14 protein-coding genes and 1 tRNA gene are annotated in these 15,711 nt (G+C 59.7%); 4 read left to right on the forward strand and 11 right to left on the reverse strand.

Annotation, left to right across the window (positions count from 1 at the left end; all coding sequences use genetic code 11):
• Window positions 1-332: 332 nt before the first annotated feature.
• The 10 genes from glgC to hinT all read right to left on the reverse strand — a co-directional run bounded on the left by glgC (window position 333) and on the right by hinT (window position 10,037).
• Window positions 333-1,634, reverse strand: coding sequence for a glucose-1-phosphate adenylyltransferase (glgC, locus tag I6L41_RS03185; RefSeq protein WP_005334047.1), 1,302 nt, complete (start codon window positions 1,632-1,634; stop codon window positions 333-335).
• 283 nt (window positions 1,635-1,917) lie between these two features.
• Window positions 1,918-2,835 (reverse strand): protein translocase subunit SecF, encoded by a 918-nt coding sequence (gene secF / locus I6L41_RS03190; RefSeq protein ID WP_005334046.1) that lies wholly within the window; start codon window positions 2,833-2,835, stop codon window positions 1,918-1,920.
• Window positions 2,836-2,985: 150 nt separating this feature from the next.
• Window positions 2,986-4,788, reverse strand: a complete 1,803-nt coding sequence (gene secD, locus I6L41_RS03195) for a protein translocase subunit SecD (protein WP_216961932.1) — start codon at window positions 4,786-4,788, stop codon at window positions 2,986-2,988.
• 158 nt (window positions 4,789-4,946) lie between these two features.
• A complete protein-coding gene (locus I6L41_RS03200; RefSeq protein ID WP_216961935.1) occupies window positions 4,947-5,381 on the reverse strand; it encodes a hypothetical protein in 435 nt (144 codons plus the stop codon).
• Window positions 5,382-5,476: 95 nt separating this feature from the next.
• Window positions 5,477-6,334 (reverse strand): DUF6279 family lipoprotein, encoded by an 858-nt coding sequence (locus tag I6L41_RS03205; protein ID WP_005361577.1) that lies wholly within the window; start codon window positions 6,332-6,334, stop codon window positions 5,477-5,479.
• 3 nt (window positions 6,335-6,337) lie between these two features.
• A complete protein-coding gene (locus I6L41_RS03210; protein ID WP_254203381.1) occupies window positions 6,338-7,162 on the reverse strand; it encodes a phosphotransferase in 825 nt (274 codons plus the stop codon).
• A 10-nt stretch (window positions 7,163-7,172) separates the two neighbouring features.
• A complete protein-coding gene (gene lpoB / locus I6L41_RS03215) occupies window positions 7,173-7,769 on the reverse strand; it encodes a penicillin-binding protein activator LpoB (RefSeq protein ID WP_216961942.1) in 597 nt (198 codons plus the stop codon).
• Window positions 7,769-8,167, reverse strand: coding sequence for a YcfL family protein (locus I6L41_RS03220; RefSeq protein WP_064339841.1), 399 nt, complete (start codon window positions 8,165-8,167; stop codon window positions 7,769-7,771). The genes lpoB and I6L41_RS03220 overlap by 1 nt, the downstream gene beginning before the upstream one ends.
• A gap of 83 nt (window positions 8,168-8,250) precedes the next feature.
• Window positions 8,251-9,687, reverse strand: a complete 1,437-nt coding sequence (locus I6L41_RS03225) for a COG3014 family protein (protein ID WP_216961945.1) — start codon at window positions 9,685-9,687, stop codon at window positions 8,251-8,253.
• A complete protein-coding gene (gene hinT, locus I6L41_RS03230) occupies window positions 9,687-10,037 on the reverse strand; it encodes a purine nucleoside phosphoramidase (RefSeq protein ID WP_005334033.1) in 351 nt (116 codons plus the stop codon). Before hinT ends, I6L41_RS03225 begins: the two co-directional genes overlap by 1 nt.
• 252 nt (window positions 10,038-10,289) lie before the next feature.
• On the opposite strand from hinT, the gene I6L41_RS03235 reads away from it, so the two are divergent.
• A complete protein-coding gene (locus I6L41_RS03235) occupies window positions 10,290-12,302 on the forward strand; it encodes a methyl-accepting chemotaxis protein (protein WP_216961947.1) in 2,013 nt (670 codons plus the stop codon).
• Window positions 12,303-12,373: 71 nt separating this feature from the next.
• On the opposite strand, the gene I6L41_RS03240 is transcribed toward I6L41_RS03235, so the two are convergent.
• Entirely contained in the window at window positions 12,374-13,249 is an 876-nt protein-coding gene (locus I6L41_RS03240; protein ID WP_216961950.1) for a 6-carboxytetrahydropterin synthase, read from the reverse strand.
• An 80-nt stretch (window positions 13,250-13,329) separates the two neighbouring features.
• Between I6L41_RS03240 and I6L41_RS03245 the strand changes: the two genes are divergently transcribed.
• The 3 genes from I6L41_RS03245 (at window position 13,330) to I6L41_RS03255 (ending at window position 15,510) form a co-directional block, all read left to right on the forward strand.
• Window positions 13,330-14,673, forward strand: coding sequence for a dihydroorotase (locus I6L41_RS03245; RefSeq protein WP_216961953.1), 1,344 nt, complete (start codon window positions 13,330-13,332; stop codon window positions 14,671-14,673).
• 112 nt (window positions 14,674-14,785) lie between these two features.
• Window positions 14,786-14,862, forward strand: a tRNA-Pro gene (locus I6L41_RS03250).
• A 216-nt stretch (window positions 14,863-15,078) separates the two neighbouring features.
• A complete protein-coding gene (locus I6L41_RS03255) occupies window positions 15,079-15,510 on the forward strand; it encodes a hypothetical protein (protein ID WP_041235087.1) in 432 nt (143 codons plus the stop codon).
• The last annotated feature ends 201 nt before the right edge of the window (window positions 15,511-15,711 follow it).

Genomic DNA, 15,711 nt, shown 5'->3' on the forward strand with positions numbered 1-15,711 from the left:
ACCGCCATCACCTTACCAAGGAAAAACAAACAATCAAGTGAAACTAGTGGATTTACCGCTAAAAAGTCAGATAAAGGAGCTGCTATATAGCGCGAACAGGAATAATACAGAGGTTTTTTCGGAGGAATAATGGTTTTTGTGTAATTTAATGTTTACGATTTGAGGGCGTGAAGGCTGCGTTGCCCAGCTGTTTACCCACAGTAAATGGTATCTCTGGGAGACTGCAACGCGATGGCAATGATGGTGTGAGGTGGCTATCTGGTCAGCCATAGAAAGAGGGAGCCATCATGGCTCCCTTTGCGGTAGGAAGGGGGATCCCGTCTGGCTGCGGATCAGCGCTTCTGTTTTCCCTGCAGCTCTTTGTTCAGGCGAGTGAGCATCCCCTGGGTGACCAGCACTATGCCCTGCTCGGAGCGGTGGAAGCGACGTGCATCTTCATCGGCGTTTTCACCGATCACAGTGCCTTCCGGCAGCTTGCACCCCTTGTCGATCACCACCCGGCGCAGTCGGCAACCGGCACCAATCTCCACACCCGGGAAGATAACGGCCTGATCCAGAGTGCAGAAGGAGTCGACCCGCACATTGGTAAAGAGCACCGAACTCAGGATGAAAGAGCCACTGACGATGGTGCCCCCGGCAAACATGGAGTTGATGGTCATGCCGTGCTGGCCGTTTCGGTCCTGCACGAACTTGGCGGGAGGTGTCATGTTCTGACTGGTCCAGATGGGCCAGTCCTGATCGTAGATATCCAGCTCAGGCGTGACGGAAGCGAGATCCATATTGGCCTCCCAGAAGGAGTCCACGGTGCCCACATCGCGCCAGTAGGGGCGGCGATCCGGACAGCAGCCGACACAGGACATGCCAAACGGGTGAGCGAATGCGGTGCCCTCTTTCACCACCCGGGGGATCACGTCCATGCCGAAATCGTGATGGGACTGCTCGTTGGCAATGTCCTCTTCCAGCAGCTGATAGAGATACTCCGCATCGAAGATATAGACGCCCATGGAGGCCAGCGCGGTGTCGGCCTTGCCCGGCATGGCGGGCGGGTTGGCAGGCTTTTCGACGAAGGCATTGATCTTGCGATCATCATCCACCGCCATTACCCCGAAGGCGCTTGCTTCACTGCGTGGCACCTCGATGCAGGCAACGGTCACCTTGGCGCCCATATTGACGTGGTCGAGCAGCATGGCGGCGTAATCCATCTTGTAGATGTGATCGCCTGCCAGCACCACCACATATTTGGGGGCGTGATCGCGGATGATATCCAGATTCTGGTAGACCGCATCGGCGGTACCCCGATACCAGTTCACCTCATCCACCCGCTGCTGGGCAGGGAGCAGATCGATAAACTCGTTCATCTGGTAGCGCAGGAAAGACCAGCCCGATTGGAGATGGCGCAACAGGCTGTGGGATTTGTACTGGGTCACGACACCGACCCGACGAATGCCGGAGTTGATGCAGTTGGAGAGCACGAAATCGATGATGCGGAATTTGCCGCCGAAATGAACGGCAGGTTTTGCACGGTTGTCGGTTAACTGTTTGAGGCGACTACCCCGCCCTCCTGCGAGTACCAAAGCCATGGTCTCGTTCAGCAACTGTCTGGATTTTGCTGTATTGGCAGGTTGTAACAACATCTCATATCCCTTTGTAGATAAATCACTACAATGTTGCCTCCTTTGAGCCCTCAAGAAAGTGCTTTCAGTCACATTTTATGGTTTACGACGTAATAAAATGACTTTTTTGTTATTAAAAATGACGGGTTGATCCGTCATTGCTTTCAATATGGTCAGTTGTCAATTGAGGCGAGCCGAGTACCAAAAAGGGCGGCGAGAGAGGAGGGATGGAAAAAGCCCCTGCCAATGGTTGGCAGGGGCCAGGTTCGTTGAGGCCCGGTGAGCCGGGCCTGATTAACAAGATTCAGGCTGCGTTGGCCAGTGGCTCCTCGCTCTTCTTCTGGTAGGCCTGCGGGGTGAGGCCCAGCAGCTCCTGCACGGTCGAGGCGACGGTGATGGAGGAGACAGTGCCCACCAGGATCCCGGCAAACAGGGTGAAGGAGAAGCCGTAGAGGGCGTCACCGCCAAACAGCAACAGAGCGCCCACGGTAAACAGGGTGGTGCCCGAGGTGATCATGGTGCGACTGAAGGTCGCCTTGATGGCTACATCGGAGCATTCGTGGATCCCCATCTGGGTACGCGAGCTCAGCAGATCCCGCAGCCTGTCCGAGATGACGATGCTGTCGTTGAGGGAGTAGCCGATCACCGCCATCAAGCCGGCGATGATGTTCAGATCGAATTCGATTTGAAAGAGTGACAGCAGCCCCAGCGCCACGATGGCGTCATGGACCACCGAGAGCAGGATGCCGATGGCCTGACGCCACTCGAAACGAAACGCCAGATAGGCCGACATCGCCAGCGAAGCGACCAGTACCGCCAGCATCCCCTGCTGGAACAGTTCTGCACCCACCTGAGGGCCGACGATGGTGGTGCGCAGCAACTCGACCGGCATCCCCAGCTGTTGGGTCAGCATGGTGGCGAGATCTGCCGCGGGCCAGGGAAGTTCGTGGGGGGGCAGCTTGATCAGCCACTCGCCGGGAATACCGGCCGAGCTCAGCTCAACGGCTCCCGCCAGCGGGGAGACCAGCATGGCATTGAGCTCATGGGCCTCTTTCAGGGTCTGGATATGAAACTCCAGCAGGATCCCGCCGGTAAAATCGAGCCCCAGTGTCAGGCCGTTCACCAGCAAGATGGCAACGCTGGCCACGGTCAGCAGGATGGAAGCCCACAGGCCAATATAACGCCAACGGGTCAGCCCCATGGCAACGATCATTCTCAACATAATTCTCTCCTTGGCCAGCCAGCACCAGGCTGTTGGCCCATCACGACGTGTCGCGACACGCCGGGAAATAGTGTTCTGCTTTGGCCGCTCCGGCCATATCCATGGCCGATGGCGCAGCCAAAGCCGCTCATCAGAAGGACTGCTGTCTCGTTACACCTTCAGCGTGCGCTCGCTGCTGCGTCCCCAGAGGGGGTTGATGATGGCGCGCGTCCCCCAGATCCCGGTGATCATGCTGGAGAGCAGACCCAGAATGAGGGTGATGGAGAAGCCCTGCAGCGGCCCGGAGCCGATGGAGTAGAGCACCACAGCGCAGATGAGCGTAGTGATGTTGGCATCGAAAATGGTGTGGAAGGCCGAGCGATAGCCAAAGTCGATGGCGTTGGCCAGTGAGCCCCCTTCTCGCAGCCGGTCCCTGATCCGCTCGAAGATCAGCACATGGGTATCCACAGCCATGCCCACCGTCAGCACCAGACCGGCGATCCCCGGCAGGGTCAGCACGGCGCCCGGCAGCACTGCCAGCATGCCGACCTGCATCAACAGGTTGGCGACCAGCGCCGTGATGGCAACCCAGCCGAATTTGCGGTACCAAGCCATCATGAACAGCATCATGCCTGCCATGCCGAAGGCCAGCGCGGTGAAGCCCGCCTCGATATTCTGCATCCCCAGCGTCGGGCCAATACTGCGTTCTTCCAGGATCTTGAGCGGGGCGGTGAGGGCGCCGGCACGCAACAGCATGGCCAGCTCTTGCGCCTCCGGCAGACTGCCAATACCGGTGATGCGGAACTGGTTGCCAAGGGCGGTCTGGATGGTGGCGACGTTGATCACCTCGCTCTGGGCGCGCAGTTTGCCCTGAGCGTTGGTCTTGTACTCGGTGAAGACGGTCGCCATCGGCTTGCCCACATGCTGGCGGCTGAACTGGTTCATCTTGCTGCCACCCAGGGTGTCGAGCACGATATTGACCTGGGGTTGACCCATCTCGCCCATATTGGCGCGGGCATCGACGATGTGCTCGCCGGTCAGTACCGGCTTGCGTGCCATGCCGACGGCCTGACCGTTGCGATCGGCGATATAGAAGTGGCTGTCGGCTTTGGCCTCGTAGAAGGCCAGCGAGGCGGTGGCCCCGATCACCTCTTTCGCCTGCTTGGGGTTGTGCACCCCGGGCAGTTCGATACGGATGCCATCCTGCCCCTGACGCACCACTGAGGCCTCGACGATGCCGAGTTCGTTGATCCGTTTTTTCAGGATCGACAGGTTCTGGGTCACGGCGTTGTTGACCAGCAGGGTACGCTCCGCCTCGCTCAGCACCAGTTTCAGGTCATTGCCGGAGCGGGTCAGCTTCCACTGATCCTGACGGGTACCGGCACTCTCCTTGATGATGGCGAGCCAGCTCTCCTGTTCGGCGACCTCCGGCAGGGTGACGGCTACGGCGCCCTGTGCGCTGCGCGTGACGCTGGCGCCGCGCAGATTGGCTTCACGGAAGCGGGTGCGCAGGGTATCCACCAGATTCTTGGTCTGATTGTCGATGACAAAGTCCACGTCCACCCCGATCAGCAGCTGGGAGCCGCCACGCAGATCGAGTCCCAGCTTGATGGGGTCGGCGCCGAGTCGGGTGATCCAGGCCGGCGCGTTGGAGTGAAACTCCAGGGTGAGAGTGGCACTGTCGACCCCTTGCTGCTCCAGCAACTGCTTGGCGCGCTGCTGTTCGCCCTGGCTGGCAAAGACCAGCTCGACCCGCTCAGGTTGCTCAAGGACCTTGAGCGGGGTCAGGTGTTTGTCGCTCAGCAACATCTGCTGCTGAGCGGTCAGGCGCTGCTGTCCGTGCAGGCCGAGGGAGGGCTGCTCACCAAAAAAGGTGGGCAGGGAGTAAAAGGTAAAGGTCAACAGCATCAACAGCAGCAGTGCGTACTGCCACTTGCTCATGCGGTTGAGAACGGTGCGATTGCTCTTTCTCATGGCAAACAAGCCTCTGTCAGGAGAATGGTGCCCGGGCCGATAGCAACAAGGCTCGGCAAGGCGCAAAAAATGGGATGCATCAGATGCGGATCAGGCAGTTGCCGGATCCGTCAGGAAGAGGAGATGAGCAAACAGTGGATGTGCCAGCCCCTCCGGGGTCAGGCGCTCAGATAGCTCTGGGTGAAGCGGTATTGCAGATGTTGGCGCTGTAGATGGCGCCGGTGGATCGCGCCAAAGCGATCGCGAAAACTCTGTTTGTGATAGAGCTCGGGGGTCAGCATCAGCCAGCCGAGCAGCAACAGCAGGATGGCCTGGGCCGACCAGCTCTGGATCAGCTCGTAGACCACACTCTTGGGCTGGTTGTCACTGCGCAGGGATTGTTCGAGACGCAGCAGGTGATTCTGATGGCTGCCGACAAACTTGATGATGCCATCATCGCTGTCGCTAAGCTGATTGAACACCTGAGTCTGCTGCTGTTCACTCTGGGGCGATGCGGGTAGCAGCGGGCCTTCCATTCGGGCGATGGAACAAAGCAGGGTGAGGGCGATAACCAGAGTTACCAGCACCAGTTTTACTTTGTCGATAAGGCGCAAAAGTTAATTCCCGATAAATAGAGAGGGCAAACTACCACATGCGCCCGGTTTGAACAAGGTTGCCCCGGGCGCATGGCACCATTCGGTGCTGGCTGTCAGCTGCCGCTCATCTGCTTGAAGTCGCGGGCATAACCCTTGAGCAGGGAGTAGAGATGGGCCCGCTGGGAGATATCCAGCGACTGGCTCATGGCGCTCAGCCAGTTGACGGTACGCTGGCGCGACTGTTCGGTATAGCCGGTAAAGCGGCCATCCATCAGCCCATCCCCCTCGGCCAGCAGGTCAGTCAGCTCGCGGGTAAAGTCGGGACTCTGGCGCTGCTTCATCAGCCTGTCCAGCTCCTGGGTCCAGGACTCCTGAAACTCGAGCCAGGGGGGCATCAGCTCGTATTGCCATTCGGCCCACTGGGCCACCAGTGGTGCCTGTGCCGGTTTCACCTCGCCAATCCAGAACTCGAGCCGCTTGTTCATCTTGTCGCGAAACTCTGCCAGCATCTGCTCTTTGGGCTCAGTGGCAAAGTCCTTTTGCCGCTCCTGTTGCCGCTTGACCCGATCAGTCATAAAGCGGGCCACCTGCTCATCGGTCAGGGTGCGCGCCAGCCTGACCGCGCGGGGGATAGTATTTTCCAGCGTGCGGGTCAGGCTCTGCTGCACCGCATCTAGGTTGGTCGAGATCTGCTCCGGCGTCATGGGGCTGGCCACCGCCTTGGCCAGTGCATCGAGATCCCTAGCGTAGCGCGGCAGCTCGTGCTGGCGGTGCCAGGCCATCAGCCCCTTCACTTCGCGGCTGAGCAGATCCTTCTGCGAATAGGAGAGGGCAAAGTAGTCATCCAGCTGCCAGATGATGGCGGTATCGAGCCAGTAGTAGATCACCCGGGTGGAGCAGCCGGTCAGCAGCAGGCCGATCAGCAGCAGACCCCAGGTTTTCGGCTTGTGCCAGCGCACCTTGTTTATCATCTGTTACTCCAGTCGTTGCCGGTTGATGGCGATCAGGGTGTCATAGTCGAGTGAGGGCTGTTGCTCTGTCATCAGCAGGGCCCAGAGCAGGCCGATATAGTCGACCCAGGGTAAAAATGCCTCGCTCTGAAAATCGGGCCACTGGTGGCGCGGCAGGGCCTGCAGATAGTGCGCTTCCAGCTCGTCGCGCCGCTCGGCGGGCCACTCATGGGTGCGCTGGATGCTGGCGAGCTCAAAGCCGGGGTGACCTGCCGCGCCATACTCCCAGTCGATGACCCAGGGTTTGCTTCCCAACAAGTTAGCCGGATTGAGATCATGGTGGCAAGGGCGCCAGCAATCATTTGGCTCACTGCTGGCGAGCAAGCTCCGCTCCAGGGCGGGCAGCCAGGAGGGGATGTGGGCCAGTCTGGTGCGATAGCCTGCGGCGTGAGCCCGCACCGCCATCACTACCGCAGGCAGCGGCAGGCGATGGAGCTTGCGCAGCACCTCAGCCAGCAGGCGGGACTGATCGGCTTCCGGTGGCGCCGCGTGTACCCAGTTTGGCTCATCGCACCATTCGAGCAGCATAAGACCGCTGGCGGGATCGCCATAGTGGCAGGGCAGCGCCAACCCTTCTGCCATCGCCCCCTGATAAAGCTGCCACTCGGTGGGACGGTCGATGCCAAGGCGCACCGGGTCGGAGTGGCCCTGACGCAAAAAGTAACTGCGCCCCGAGGGGAGGCGCAGTCGATAGTTGCAGTTGGTCAGGCCTAACCCGAGTGGTTCCAGCTGCCCCTCCCGCCAGGGGGCGGGCAGGCTGGCCAGTAGCGGATCACGGTTGCCTGTCACCAGGAGCCTGTTACCAGCCAAAGGTGGATTTCTTCGCCTGTTTGCGGATCTCTTTCTGATCGGCCCACAGCAGTTCGCCGTTTTGCAGATCCATCAGGTTCATGGTCATCTGGTAGTAGACATCCTTCACCTTGCCATTGTCTTTGACGATGCTGGCGAGGTTGCCATAGACCATGTAGCGGGCACCGGTCTGCTTGCCCAGACGTACCATGGAGGCAGGATCCACCATGCCGCTGCTCTGCTGGTATTCGAGCTGCTGCTTGACGGCGGCCACCTTGCTCATGTCGACGAAGCGGAACTTGCCGGCCCGCAGCAACTTGGTGCGGATGGTATCGGTGATGGCTTCGGTATCGATGTGCTCGGAGGTCTTGTTGCGGATAGAGTCCATAAACATCACCGGACGACCGCCTGCGGTGATCTCGCTGGTGGCGGGGGAGGCCAGCATGGAGTCCGCCATCTCGTCGGCGATGGCCTGCAGATCGCTTGAGCCGTAATCGACGGTAACGGTTTCGGTTTCAGTGGGATCGCCATAGCTGACGGTGGTGCTGGAGCAGCCGCCCAAGAGCAAGGCGCCGGTCAATATCAGCAGGGCATGATTCATTTTCATCAGTAGGATTCCTCAATCACTTCGCGTACGTAAATCCGGTAACCCTGCGCCGCCGGGCTGGGCGCCAGGGCCGAGAGGGTGCGGGTCTGATAGCCATGCAGCTTGATGGGGGTCCAGCCGCGGCCATCGCTGGCGACCTCCTGACCGGCCTCATCATACCAATAGAAGATATATTGCAGCTTGTTATCGCCGCGCTGGGTGCTGGCGGCGGCCACATTGACCTGCAGCAGGCCATTTTGCTGGCGGCGGCTCAGCTCGGTCAGGGTGACGTTGACGTTTTGATGCTGCTCTGCCACTGGTGCACCGCCCGCCGGGCCATAGAGCGCCACGCCGGAGGTGTTGGTGGCGCAGCCGGTCAGCAGCAGCGCGAGCCCGAGGGCCAACCCGTATGCTTTCATCTTGCTCTCCTTAATCGGGGTGAGTGGGGCCGCGAGTGTGCCTGCCCGGTTAATTGTCTTGCTCATCTCACTTCGCCATCTGCTCAGAGCGGCATCACCCGCGTGGTCAGACCGGCGCCTAGGCGCTGTACCCAGACCAGGGTGGTGCGTCCCTTGTGGATGGTGAGCGGCAATTGGCGCTGGGCTGCCCCCGCGCCCAGGGTGAGATTGATGTCACCTGCCGGCACTATTCCCTGCCAGCTCGATGCCTGCGCTGGCAGCGTCAGCCAGCTGCGGGTATCGGCCCGCTCCGAGAGGGTGTTGAAGATCCCCACCAGAATATTGCCCACATCCCCTCCCTCTTTGGCGGCGGTGCGGCGCATCTGCTCCTTGGCCACCAGTCGCAGCGCCTGGCGGGTCAGCATGCCGGGCAGCCGCTCCTGCAGATCTTTGGCGGCCAGCGCTTCCAGCCTGACCAGCTCGCTGGTCTGCTCGACCCGCTTGCCGACCTCCACCGTCAGCGGGCCGGTGTCGCTGGCCCGATTATCGTAATAGGGGATGGCGACGGTAAAGGTGCGAAAATCGCCGCGGGAGGTGGAGATGGGGAGCGGCAGGAACAGTTCTCGCCGCGCCGGGATCAAACCATCTTCAAACAGCACCACCAGTTGGCCTTGATCTTTTGCAAGCGGCGGTGCTTTGCGGCCTATCTTTTTCTCGGTCTCGCGGATCTCGTCCGGTGAGCCACGCAGCCGCGCCAGACGCAGCAAGGCATCTTGCAGGCTGCGGTTGTCCGGCGCTATCTGGTAGCCGCGTTGATAGTCGACCCAGGCATCGTTGAGATCCCCAGCCGCCTCATAGAGCACGGCGGAAAAATAGAAGGTGTAGGCGTTCTGAAAACCGTTTTTGACCTTGCCGATCAACCGGTCGAGATCCGGTGCGCCGCGCGACATCAGCTGGCGCATCTCGCCTTCTGCTTCGGCCTCTTCGCTCTCATCCTTCGCCTTGCGCACCTCATCGGCTCGCCGTTTAAGCGCCTGCTCCTGCACCTGATTGGCCCGGCGTATTTCCACCAGGGCGCCATCGGCATCACCCCGTTGCAGATAGTTGAGGGCCAGATAGTGATGCAGCATGGTGCGTTCGTAATCGGGAGTACGATAGGCCATCGACTGATCGTTGGTGAGCAGACTGCCCACCTGATCCAGACCGTGGCTCAGCCGGTATTCGGCCTGATTCTCTTCCCACTGAAGGCGGCTGTCGGCGGCGGTGAACGCCTGCTTGCTGCCTGCATCCTGACCCGCCAGCCAGGCAATGCGCCCCTGTTCGAGCCGATCCAGCACAAAGGTGTCATCCCCCAGGGTGGAGTCGCGCACTTCGGGCAGCGCCTCGGCGGCATGGCCCAACAGCAGTTGGTTGCGTAGGGGCACCATCTGATCGGAGTAGGAGACGAACATATCCTGCCAGCGGGAGGCGCAGCCTCCCAGCAACAGCAGGGCGCCGCAGAGCAACAGGGCGCTGCGGCAGGTTGAGGCGTGGCGATTCATTACAGGCTGAGCAGCGGTCCCAGCGGCTGGCCACCGACCAGATGCATGTGGATGTGGTAGACCTCCTGCCCGCCGTGGCGGTTGCAGTTCATGATGAGGCGGTAGCCATCTTCGGCGATGCCAGCCTCAGCGGCCAGTTTGCGGGCCACGGTGAACATCCGGCCAAGGGCCAGTTCATGTTCGGCTTCCACGTCATTGACGGTGGGGATCAGTACATTGGGGATGATCAGAATATGGGTCTTGGCCTTGGGCTGGATATCCCGGAATGCGGTGACCAGATCGTCTTGATAAAGGATGTCGGCGGGGATCTCTTTACGGATGATTTTGCTGAAAATGGTTTCTTGCGCCATGGCTAACTCCCTTATATGAAACAGAAAATTGAACTAGAACCCCAAGCGGCTCCCTAAAGGGGGGCGAGCAGCACGCCAAGTGTGACACAAGCCGACATTTGACACAGCTGATGTCCCATTCCCTTCAGTTATTGTTAAAAATACCGATAGCCAGAGGGACGTCATCTGCAGCGCCTGTTCAGGGTGGTCTGCAGGGTATCAAAAGGACGGGGTACTCAGGCAAGGGACTTTTGCATATACAGCGGGACAATAATGAAACAAACAATGTCGGATCTCTCCATCTTGCAGCGAGTCTACCTTGGCTTCGCGATCCTAGTGGCCGTGATGGTGGCCAGTTCACTGCTCACATTTCGTAGTCAGGAGACCCTGGGGAACGCACTGAAGCAGGTGACCCAGCAGTCTATGCCGCTGGTGATTGCCAGCAGCCAGACCCAGATCACCCTGCTCAGCGCCAACAAGTGGCTGGGGGATGTGCTCACCGAGCAGGACCCCAAACAGCTGCCGGCCGAAGTGGCCGAACTGAAACAGGCCAAGGCCGCGGTGGGCAAGAGCCTTGATGTCTTGCGCCAGCAGGTGGCCCACCATCCCGAACTGCAAGGGGAGATGAGCAGCCTCAGCCAGCAGGTCGACAGCTACCTGCAACTGACCGATACCCTGCCCGGCGAACACGAGGCGTTGCTCACCCGACTGCACAAGGTCAATCTGGCCAAGGGGCAGTTTCAGGTCAGTCTGCCCCAGTTCAAGAAGAGTCTGGGTGACATGATGGTCACCATCGACGACAGCTTTATCAAGATGCTCTCCGAGACCCTGACCACCAAGCTTTCCGCCATCGAACTCTCCACCATGGACGCCCTCAATCAGACCATTCCGGCCCCCATCGAAGGGGCGCTCAAGCGCAACAAGATGCAGATCGAGGGGTTCAACAGCACCATCAAGGATCTGCAGGGGGAGCTGAAGAACTTCGAGAACGACATGGGCCACTATGTTCACGGCTTTGTGCGCGACACCACCGCAAGCGAAGGCGTGCTCTCCCAGTATCTGGTGCTGATGAAGCAGCAGGAACAAATGCGGGAGAAGAGCAAGCTGGCGAGCGCCCTCATCGTCGAGATCCAGAACCGACTAGAGCGGATCACCGGCCAGAGTCAGCAGCTGATGAGTCAAAGCATTCAGCACGCCAAAGCCACACAGAGCCAGAGCACCCTGACCCAGGGAACCAGCATCGTAGTCGCCATCCTGATCGCCATGCTGGTGGCTTATACCCTGGGCAAGGCCATTCGCCGTCCGCTCAGGGAGTTGCTGCGGGTGCTGACCGAAGTGACTCAGGGCGACATGACCCAGCGCATCGGTTTTCAGAGCAAGAACGAATTTGGTCAGCTGGGCAGCCAGATTAACCTGCTGATTGCCCAGATGGGGGAGGTGCTGGCACAGCTTTCACAAGCGTCTGCCCAGCTTAACGATGCCGCCCACGGCAATCGCCACACCACCGAATCAGTGCGGGCGGATCTGGAGAAACAGCGGCAGGAGACCGCCTCGGTCGCCGCCGCCATGACCCAGATGGAGGCCTCGGTGCGGGAAGTGGCGCAGGCCGCCAACCAGACCCTGGAGCGGGTGATGGATGTGGAGAAGGCCTCCGAGATGGGACGCAAGGTGATGGCAGGCAATATCACCACCACTCATCAACTGGCGGGCAAGCTGCAACAGACCGGCAAGGTGATTGGTGATGTGAGTGCCATGAGCAGCCAGATCGGCAACATCCTCGATGTCATTCGCGGCATTGCCGAGCAGACCAACCTGCTGGCCCTCAACGCCGCCATCGAAGCGGCGCGGGCTGGCGAGCAGGGGCGCGGATTTGCGGTGGTGGCGGATGAGGTGCGCAGTCTGGCGGGCCGCACCGCCCAGTCCACCAGCGAAATCCAGACCATGATCGAGAACCTGCAGCAGGGGGTAGCCAAGGCGGTGACCGTGATGCAGGAGTGCTCTCGCGAGATGGACAGCTGCGTGGATCAGAGCTCTCACGCCAACAACGCCATGGAGGAGGTGCAGGGGATTGTGGTGCTGATCAGCGACATGTCGAGCCAGATCGCCTCTGCCGCCGAGCAGCAGCAGGCCACCAGCGCCGATATCGCCACCAACCTCAACCGCATCTCCGATATCTCGGATCTCAACTATCAGGGGATCGAGCGGGTAGCCGAGACCAGCCAGCAGCTGGACTCCCTCGCCGAGCAGCAGGAGTGCCTGGTCAAGCGCTTCCGCCTCAGCGCCTGATGGTCGAAAGATGAAACAACAAGGCCCCGCAGATGCGGGGCCTTCTCTTTATTGCGGCAGCGACAAGGGGATCAGGCGTAGGCAATCGCGCCCTTGCCGACCCCTTCATAGGCGACAATCTTGACGAACTTGTCGCCCACCATCTTCTTCACTTCGCGAGCAATGTAGCAGGCCAGCAGCTCGACCGTGGTGTCGGTGTCGATCATCTCCACCTCGGCGGTGGGGATGGCCAGCTGGAACAGCCCTTGTGGCGCCACATATTTGAAGCCGCAGTGATGCTCGCCAAGCTGGGCATTGGCGCGAGGGCTCAAAGCGAGCTCGGTCAGCGCCACCTTGTCCTCCTCGGTGCCAAGGTAGATATCGTCCCAGCGTTCGGCCCAGTTGAGCTCAAGCTCCTGGTCGCGCTCGCCATCGACGTGGATCTCGATGGGAGAGCGGTGGCCGTGGGCGATACGCTGGCAGTTGCCATCGTGCTTTTTCAGGCCGTGGCTGTAGTGGTAGAAGGCGCCGGTGATCGCCTCCTGACGCAGGGTCAGGGAGAGATCCTTGATATTGCCCGGCAGCCGTTTGGCCAGTACCGCCAGCAGGTAGCGGGTCACCGACTCTTTATCAACTTGCGGAGCCGGGATAAAGGCGAAGCCCTGGGATGGGCAGCGCAGATGGATGGAGCGACCCGGGCGCAGCAGATCCACTGTGCTTTCGTCACCATCCAGTGTCTCGACGTGGATCAGCGGGCACTCGGTCGGCACCAGCAGCTTGTGGTCCACCTCTTCATCGATGATCGACTTGATCAGCTTCTTTACCCGGCCAAAGTCCAGCAGCATGCTCATTTCGTTGAGCTCACCGCTCATTTCGATATCTACCAGCCAGCTCTCGCCCACCATGCCGCGGCGTTCGCAGAGGTAGCTGGAGTCGATCACGGTCAAATCTCTTACAAATAACTTCATCAGTCAGGCCTTGCTACAGAGAAAGGGCAGTTTTGCGCTATTATGACCCGCGATTATCGGCAAAGGAACTGGAACCCCCCATGAACAAACTGCTTATCAAGAATGCCACCCTGGTCAACGAAGGCCGCATCTATGCCTCCGATGTGTTGATCGAGGGGGAACGGATTGCCCGCATCGCCCCGGATATCGAGGCGCCCGATGCGCTGGTTATCGATGCCGCAGGTCGTCATCTCATCCCCGGAATGATCGATGATCAGGTCCACTTCCGGGAGCCGGGATTGACCCACAAGGGGACCATCGCCAGCGAATCCCGCGCCGCCGTCGCCGGTGGCACCACCAGTTTCATGGAAATGCCCAACGTCAATCCCCAGACCACCACCCTCGACGCCCTCGAAGCCAAATACCAGATCGCCGCCAACTCATCCGTCGCCAACTACAGCTTCTATCTCGGCGCCACCAACGACAATCTTGAAGAGATTAAGCGTCTCGACCCCAAGCAGTCCTGCGGGGTCAAGGTATTTATGGGCTCCTCGACCGGCAACATGCTGGTCGACAATCAGGAGACCCTGGCGGCCATCTTCCGCGAAAGTCCGGTGATGATCGTCACCCACTGCGAAGACACCCCGACCATCGCCAAGGCGGAAGAGGCGGCGCGGGCCAAGTGGGGCGAGAATGTGCCGATGGGCGAGCACGGCCGCATTCGCAGCGACGAAGCGTGCTACAAATCCTCCAGCATGGCGGTGGCGCTGGCGAAAAAATACGGTGCCAAGCTGCACGTGCTGCATCTGACCTCGGCCAAGGAGCTGTCGCTGTTTACCGCCAGCCACGACCTGAGCGAGCTGAAGAACAAGAACATCACCGCCGAGGTGTGTGTGCATCACCTCTTCTTCAATGATGCCGATTACGAGACCCAGGGCAGCCTGATCAAGTGCAACCCTGCGGTGAAGAGTGCCGCCGACCAGCAGGCACTGCTGGATGCGGTACGCAACGACGTGCTCGACATCATCGCCACCGACCACGCGCCCCACACCTGGGAAGAGAAGCAGAACAGTTACTTCAAGGCGCCGTCCGGCGTACCGCTGGTGCAGCACTCTTTGCAGGCGCTGCTGGAGCTCTACCACAACGGCGTGTTTACCCTGGAGACTATCGTCAAGAAGACCTCCCACGCGGTAGCCGAGCGCTTCCAGGTGCAGGATCGCGGTTATATCCGCGAGGGGTATTTCGCCGATCTGGTGCTGCTGGATCTGGGCAAGCCCTATGTGGTCAACGATGACAACATCCTCTACCACTGTGGCTGGTCGCCCTTCAACGGCTACCGCTTCCACAGCACGGTGGAGATGACGCTGGTGAATGGCCAGATCGCCTGGCAAAACGGGCAGGTGACTGACCAGATCCTGGGCAAGCGGCTGACCTTTAACCGCTGATTGTTCGCAAAGCAGGCGAACGCACCGTGGCTTAGGAATTGGCGGCGTTTCCCTGTTGACAGGGCAGGGTCATCTCCATAAACTCTGCCCCCGTCAGCCGAGCTGACTCCGTCGGTGTGTAGCGCAGCCAGGTAGCGCATCTGCATGGGGTGTAGAGGGTCGGAGGTTCGAATCCTCTCACACCGACCAAATTCCCCGGTAAAGGCCTTGTCAAACGACAAGGCCTTTTCTTTTGCCTGCGATTTGCTGCACAGGCGTGAAGCCAGTGGTGATGCATGCCGGTCGCTGCTGGCGCGAGCGGATTGTGCAGCCACCGCGCTTTATGGTGTAGTAACCACTCTGTTGCTCATTTGCCTGGCGAGGCCTCTCGTGTCTGCATCCGTATCTAAACCCTGTTGTCTGCTGATGCTCACCCTGCTGCTGGTGGGCTGCGCCACCCCTTACGAGAGTGAAAAGTCGTTCTGGAATGGCCAGACCGGTTTTTCCCAGACCCGGCTTGGCCCGGACAAGTGGCAACTGGAGTTTGTCGGCAACGATCTGGTGGACAGGGAGACCGCCCGCAAATATGTGCTCAAGCGGGCAGGGGAGCTGGCACTGGCAGAGGGTTACTCCTGGCTCAAGGTCGATGAGCTGACCATTAACCGCGATGCCGTCAGGGTGACCCCATCACGGCCGATCTTCGGCTTTGACGAGGATGAGCCGGATCTCTTTATGGCCCAGATGCAGGTGCAGCATACCATCTCGGCGCTGCTCACTTTTCGCCTGTTGCCACGGGCACTCGATGAGCGAACTCTTAATGCGAAATATCTCGCCGAAATCAAAATAAACAGTGATTAATATTGGTGGTTTGCAAGATCCATATCACATACACCTAATGGCAGGATAAAATTCTGGATAAAGCCTCTAGATTTACCCCCTGCTTTTAGGCATTCTCCCAGCATACCAGCCGCCAGGAATCAACGGCTCGGATCACAAAAACGGACTGTAGTGGCTCCCACGCCACTGTTTACGGCTTGCACCAATCAAAACCGGGACTCC

Origin of the sequence: Aeromonas sp. FDAARGOS 1411, from assembly GCF_019047125.1 — a bacterium.
Lineage (GTDB): Bacteria > Pseudomonadota > Gammaproteobacteria > Enterobacterales > Aeromonadaceae > Aeromonas > Aeromonas veronii.

Excerpts from the sequence above, each read along its gene's own strand:
- glgC (WP_005334047.1), bottom strand. The coding sequence starts at position 1,634 with ATGTTGTTACAACCTGCCAATACAGCAAAATCCAGACAGTTGCTGAAC.
- secF (WP_005334046.1), bottom strand. The coding sequence starts at position 2,835 with ATGTTGAGAATGATCGTTGCCATGGGGCTGACCCGTTGGCGTTATATT.
- secD (WP_216961932.1), bottom strand. The coding sequence starts at position 4,788 with ATGAGAAAGAGCAATCGCACCGTTCTCAACCGCATGAGCAAGTGGCAG.
- I6L41_RS03205 (WP_005361577.1), bottom strand. The coding sequence starts at position 6,334 with ATGATAAACAAGGTGCGCTGGCACAAGCCGAAAACCTGGGGTCTGCTG.
- lpoB (WP_216961942.1), bottom strand. The coding sequence starts at position 7,769 with ATGAAAATGAATCATGCCCTGCTGATATTGACCGGCGCCTTGCTCTTG.
- I6L41_RS03220 (WP_064339841.1), bottom strand. The coding sequence starts at position 8,167 with ATGAAAGCATACGGGTTGGCCCTCGGGCTCGCGCTGCTGCTGACCGGC.
- I6L41_RS03225 (WP_216961945.1), bottom strand. The coding sequence starts at position 9,687 with ATGAATCGCCACGCCTCAACCTGCCGCAGCGCCCTGTTGCTCTGCGGC.
- hinT (WP_005334033.1), bottom strand. The coding sequence starts at position 10,037 with ATGGCGCAAGAAACCATTTTCAGCAAAATCATCCGTAAAGAGATCCCC.
- I6L41_RS03235 (WP_216961947.1), top strand. The coding sequence starts at position 10,290 with ATGAAACAAACAATGTCGGATCTCTCCATCTTGCAGCGAGTCTACCTT.
- I6L41_RS03240 (WP_216961950.1), bottom strand. The coding sequence starts at position 13,249 with ATGAAGTTATTTGTAAGAGATTTGACCGTGATCGACTCCAGCTACCTC.
- I6L41_RS03245 (WP_216961953.1), top strand. The coding sequence starts at position 13,330 with ATGAACAAACTGCTTATCAAGAATGCCACCCTGGTCAACGAAGGCCGC.
- I6L41_RS03255 (WP_041235087.1), top strand. The coding sequence starts at position 15,079 with ATGCTCACCCTGCTGCTGGTGGGCTGCGCCACCCCTTACGAGAGTGAA.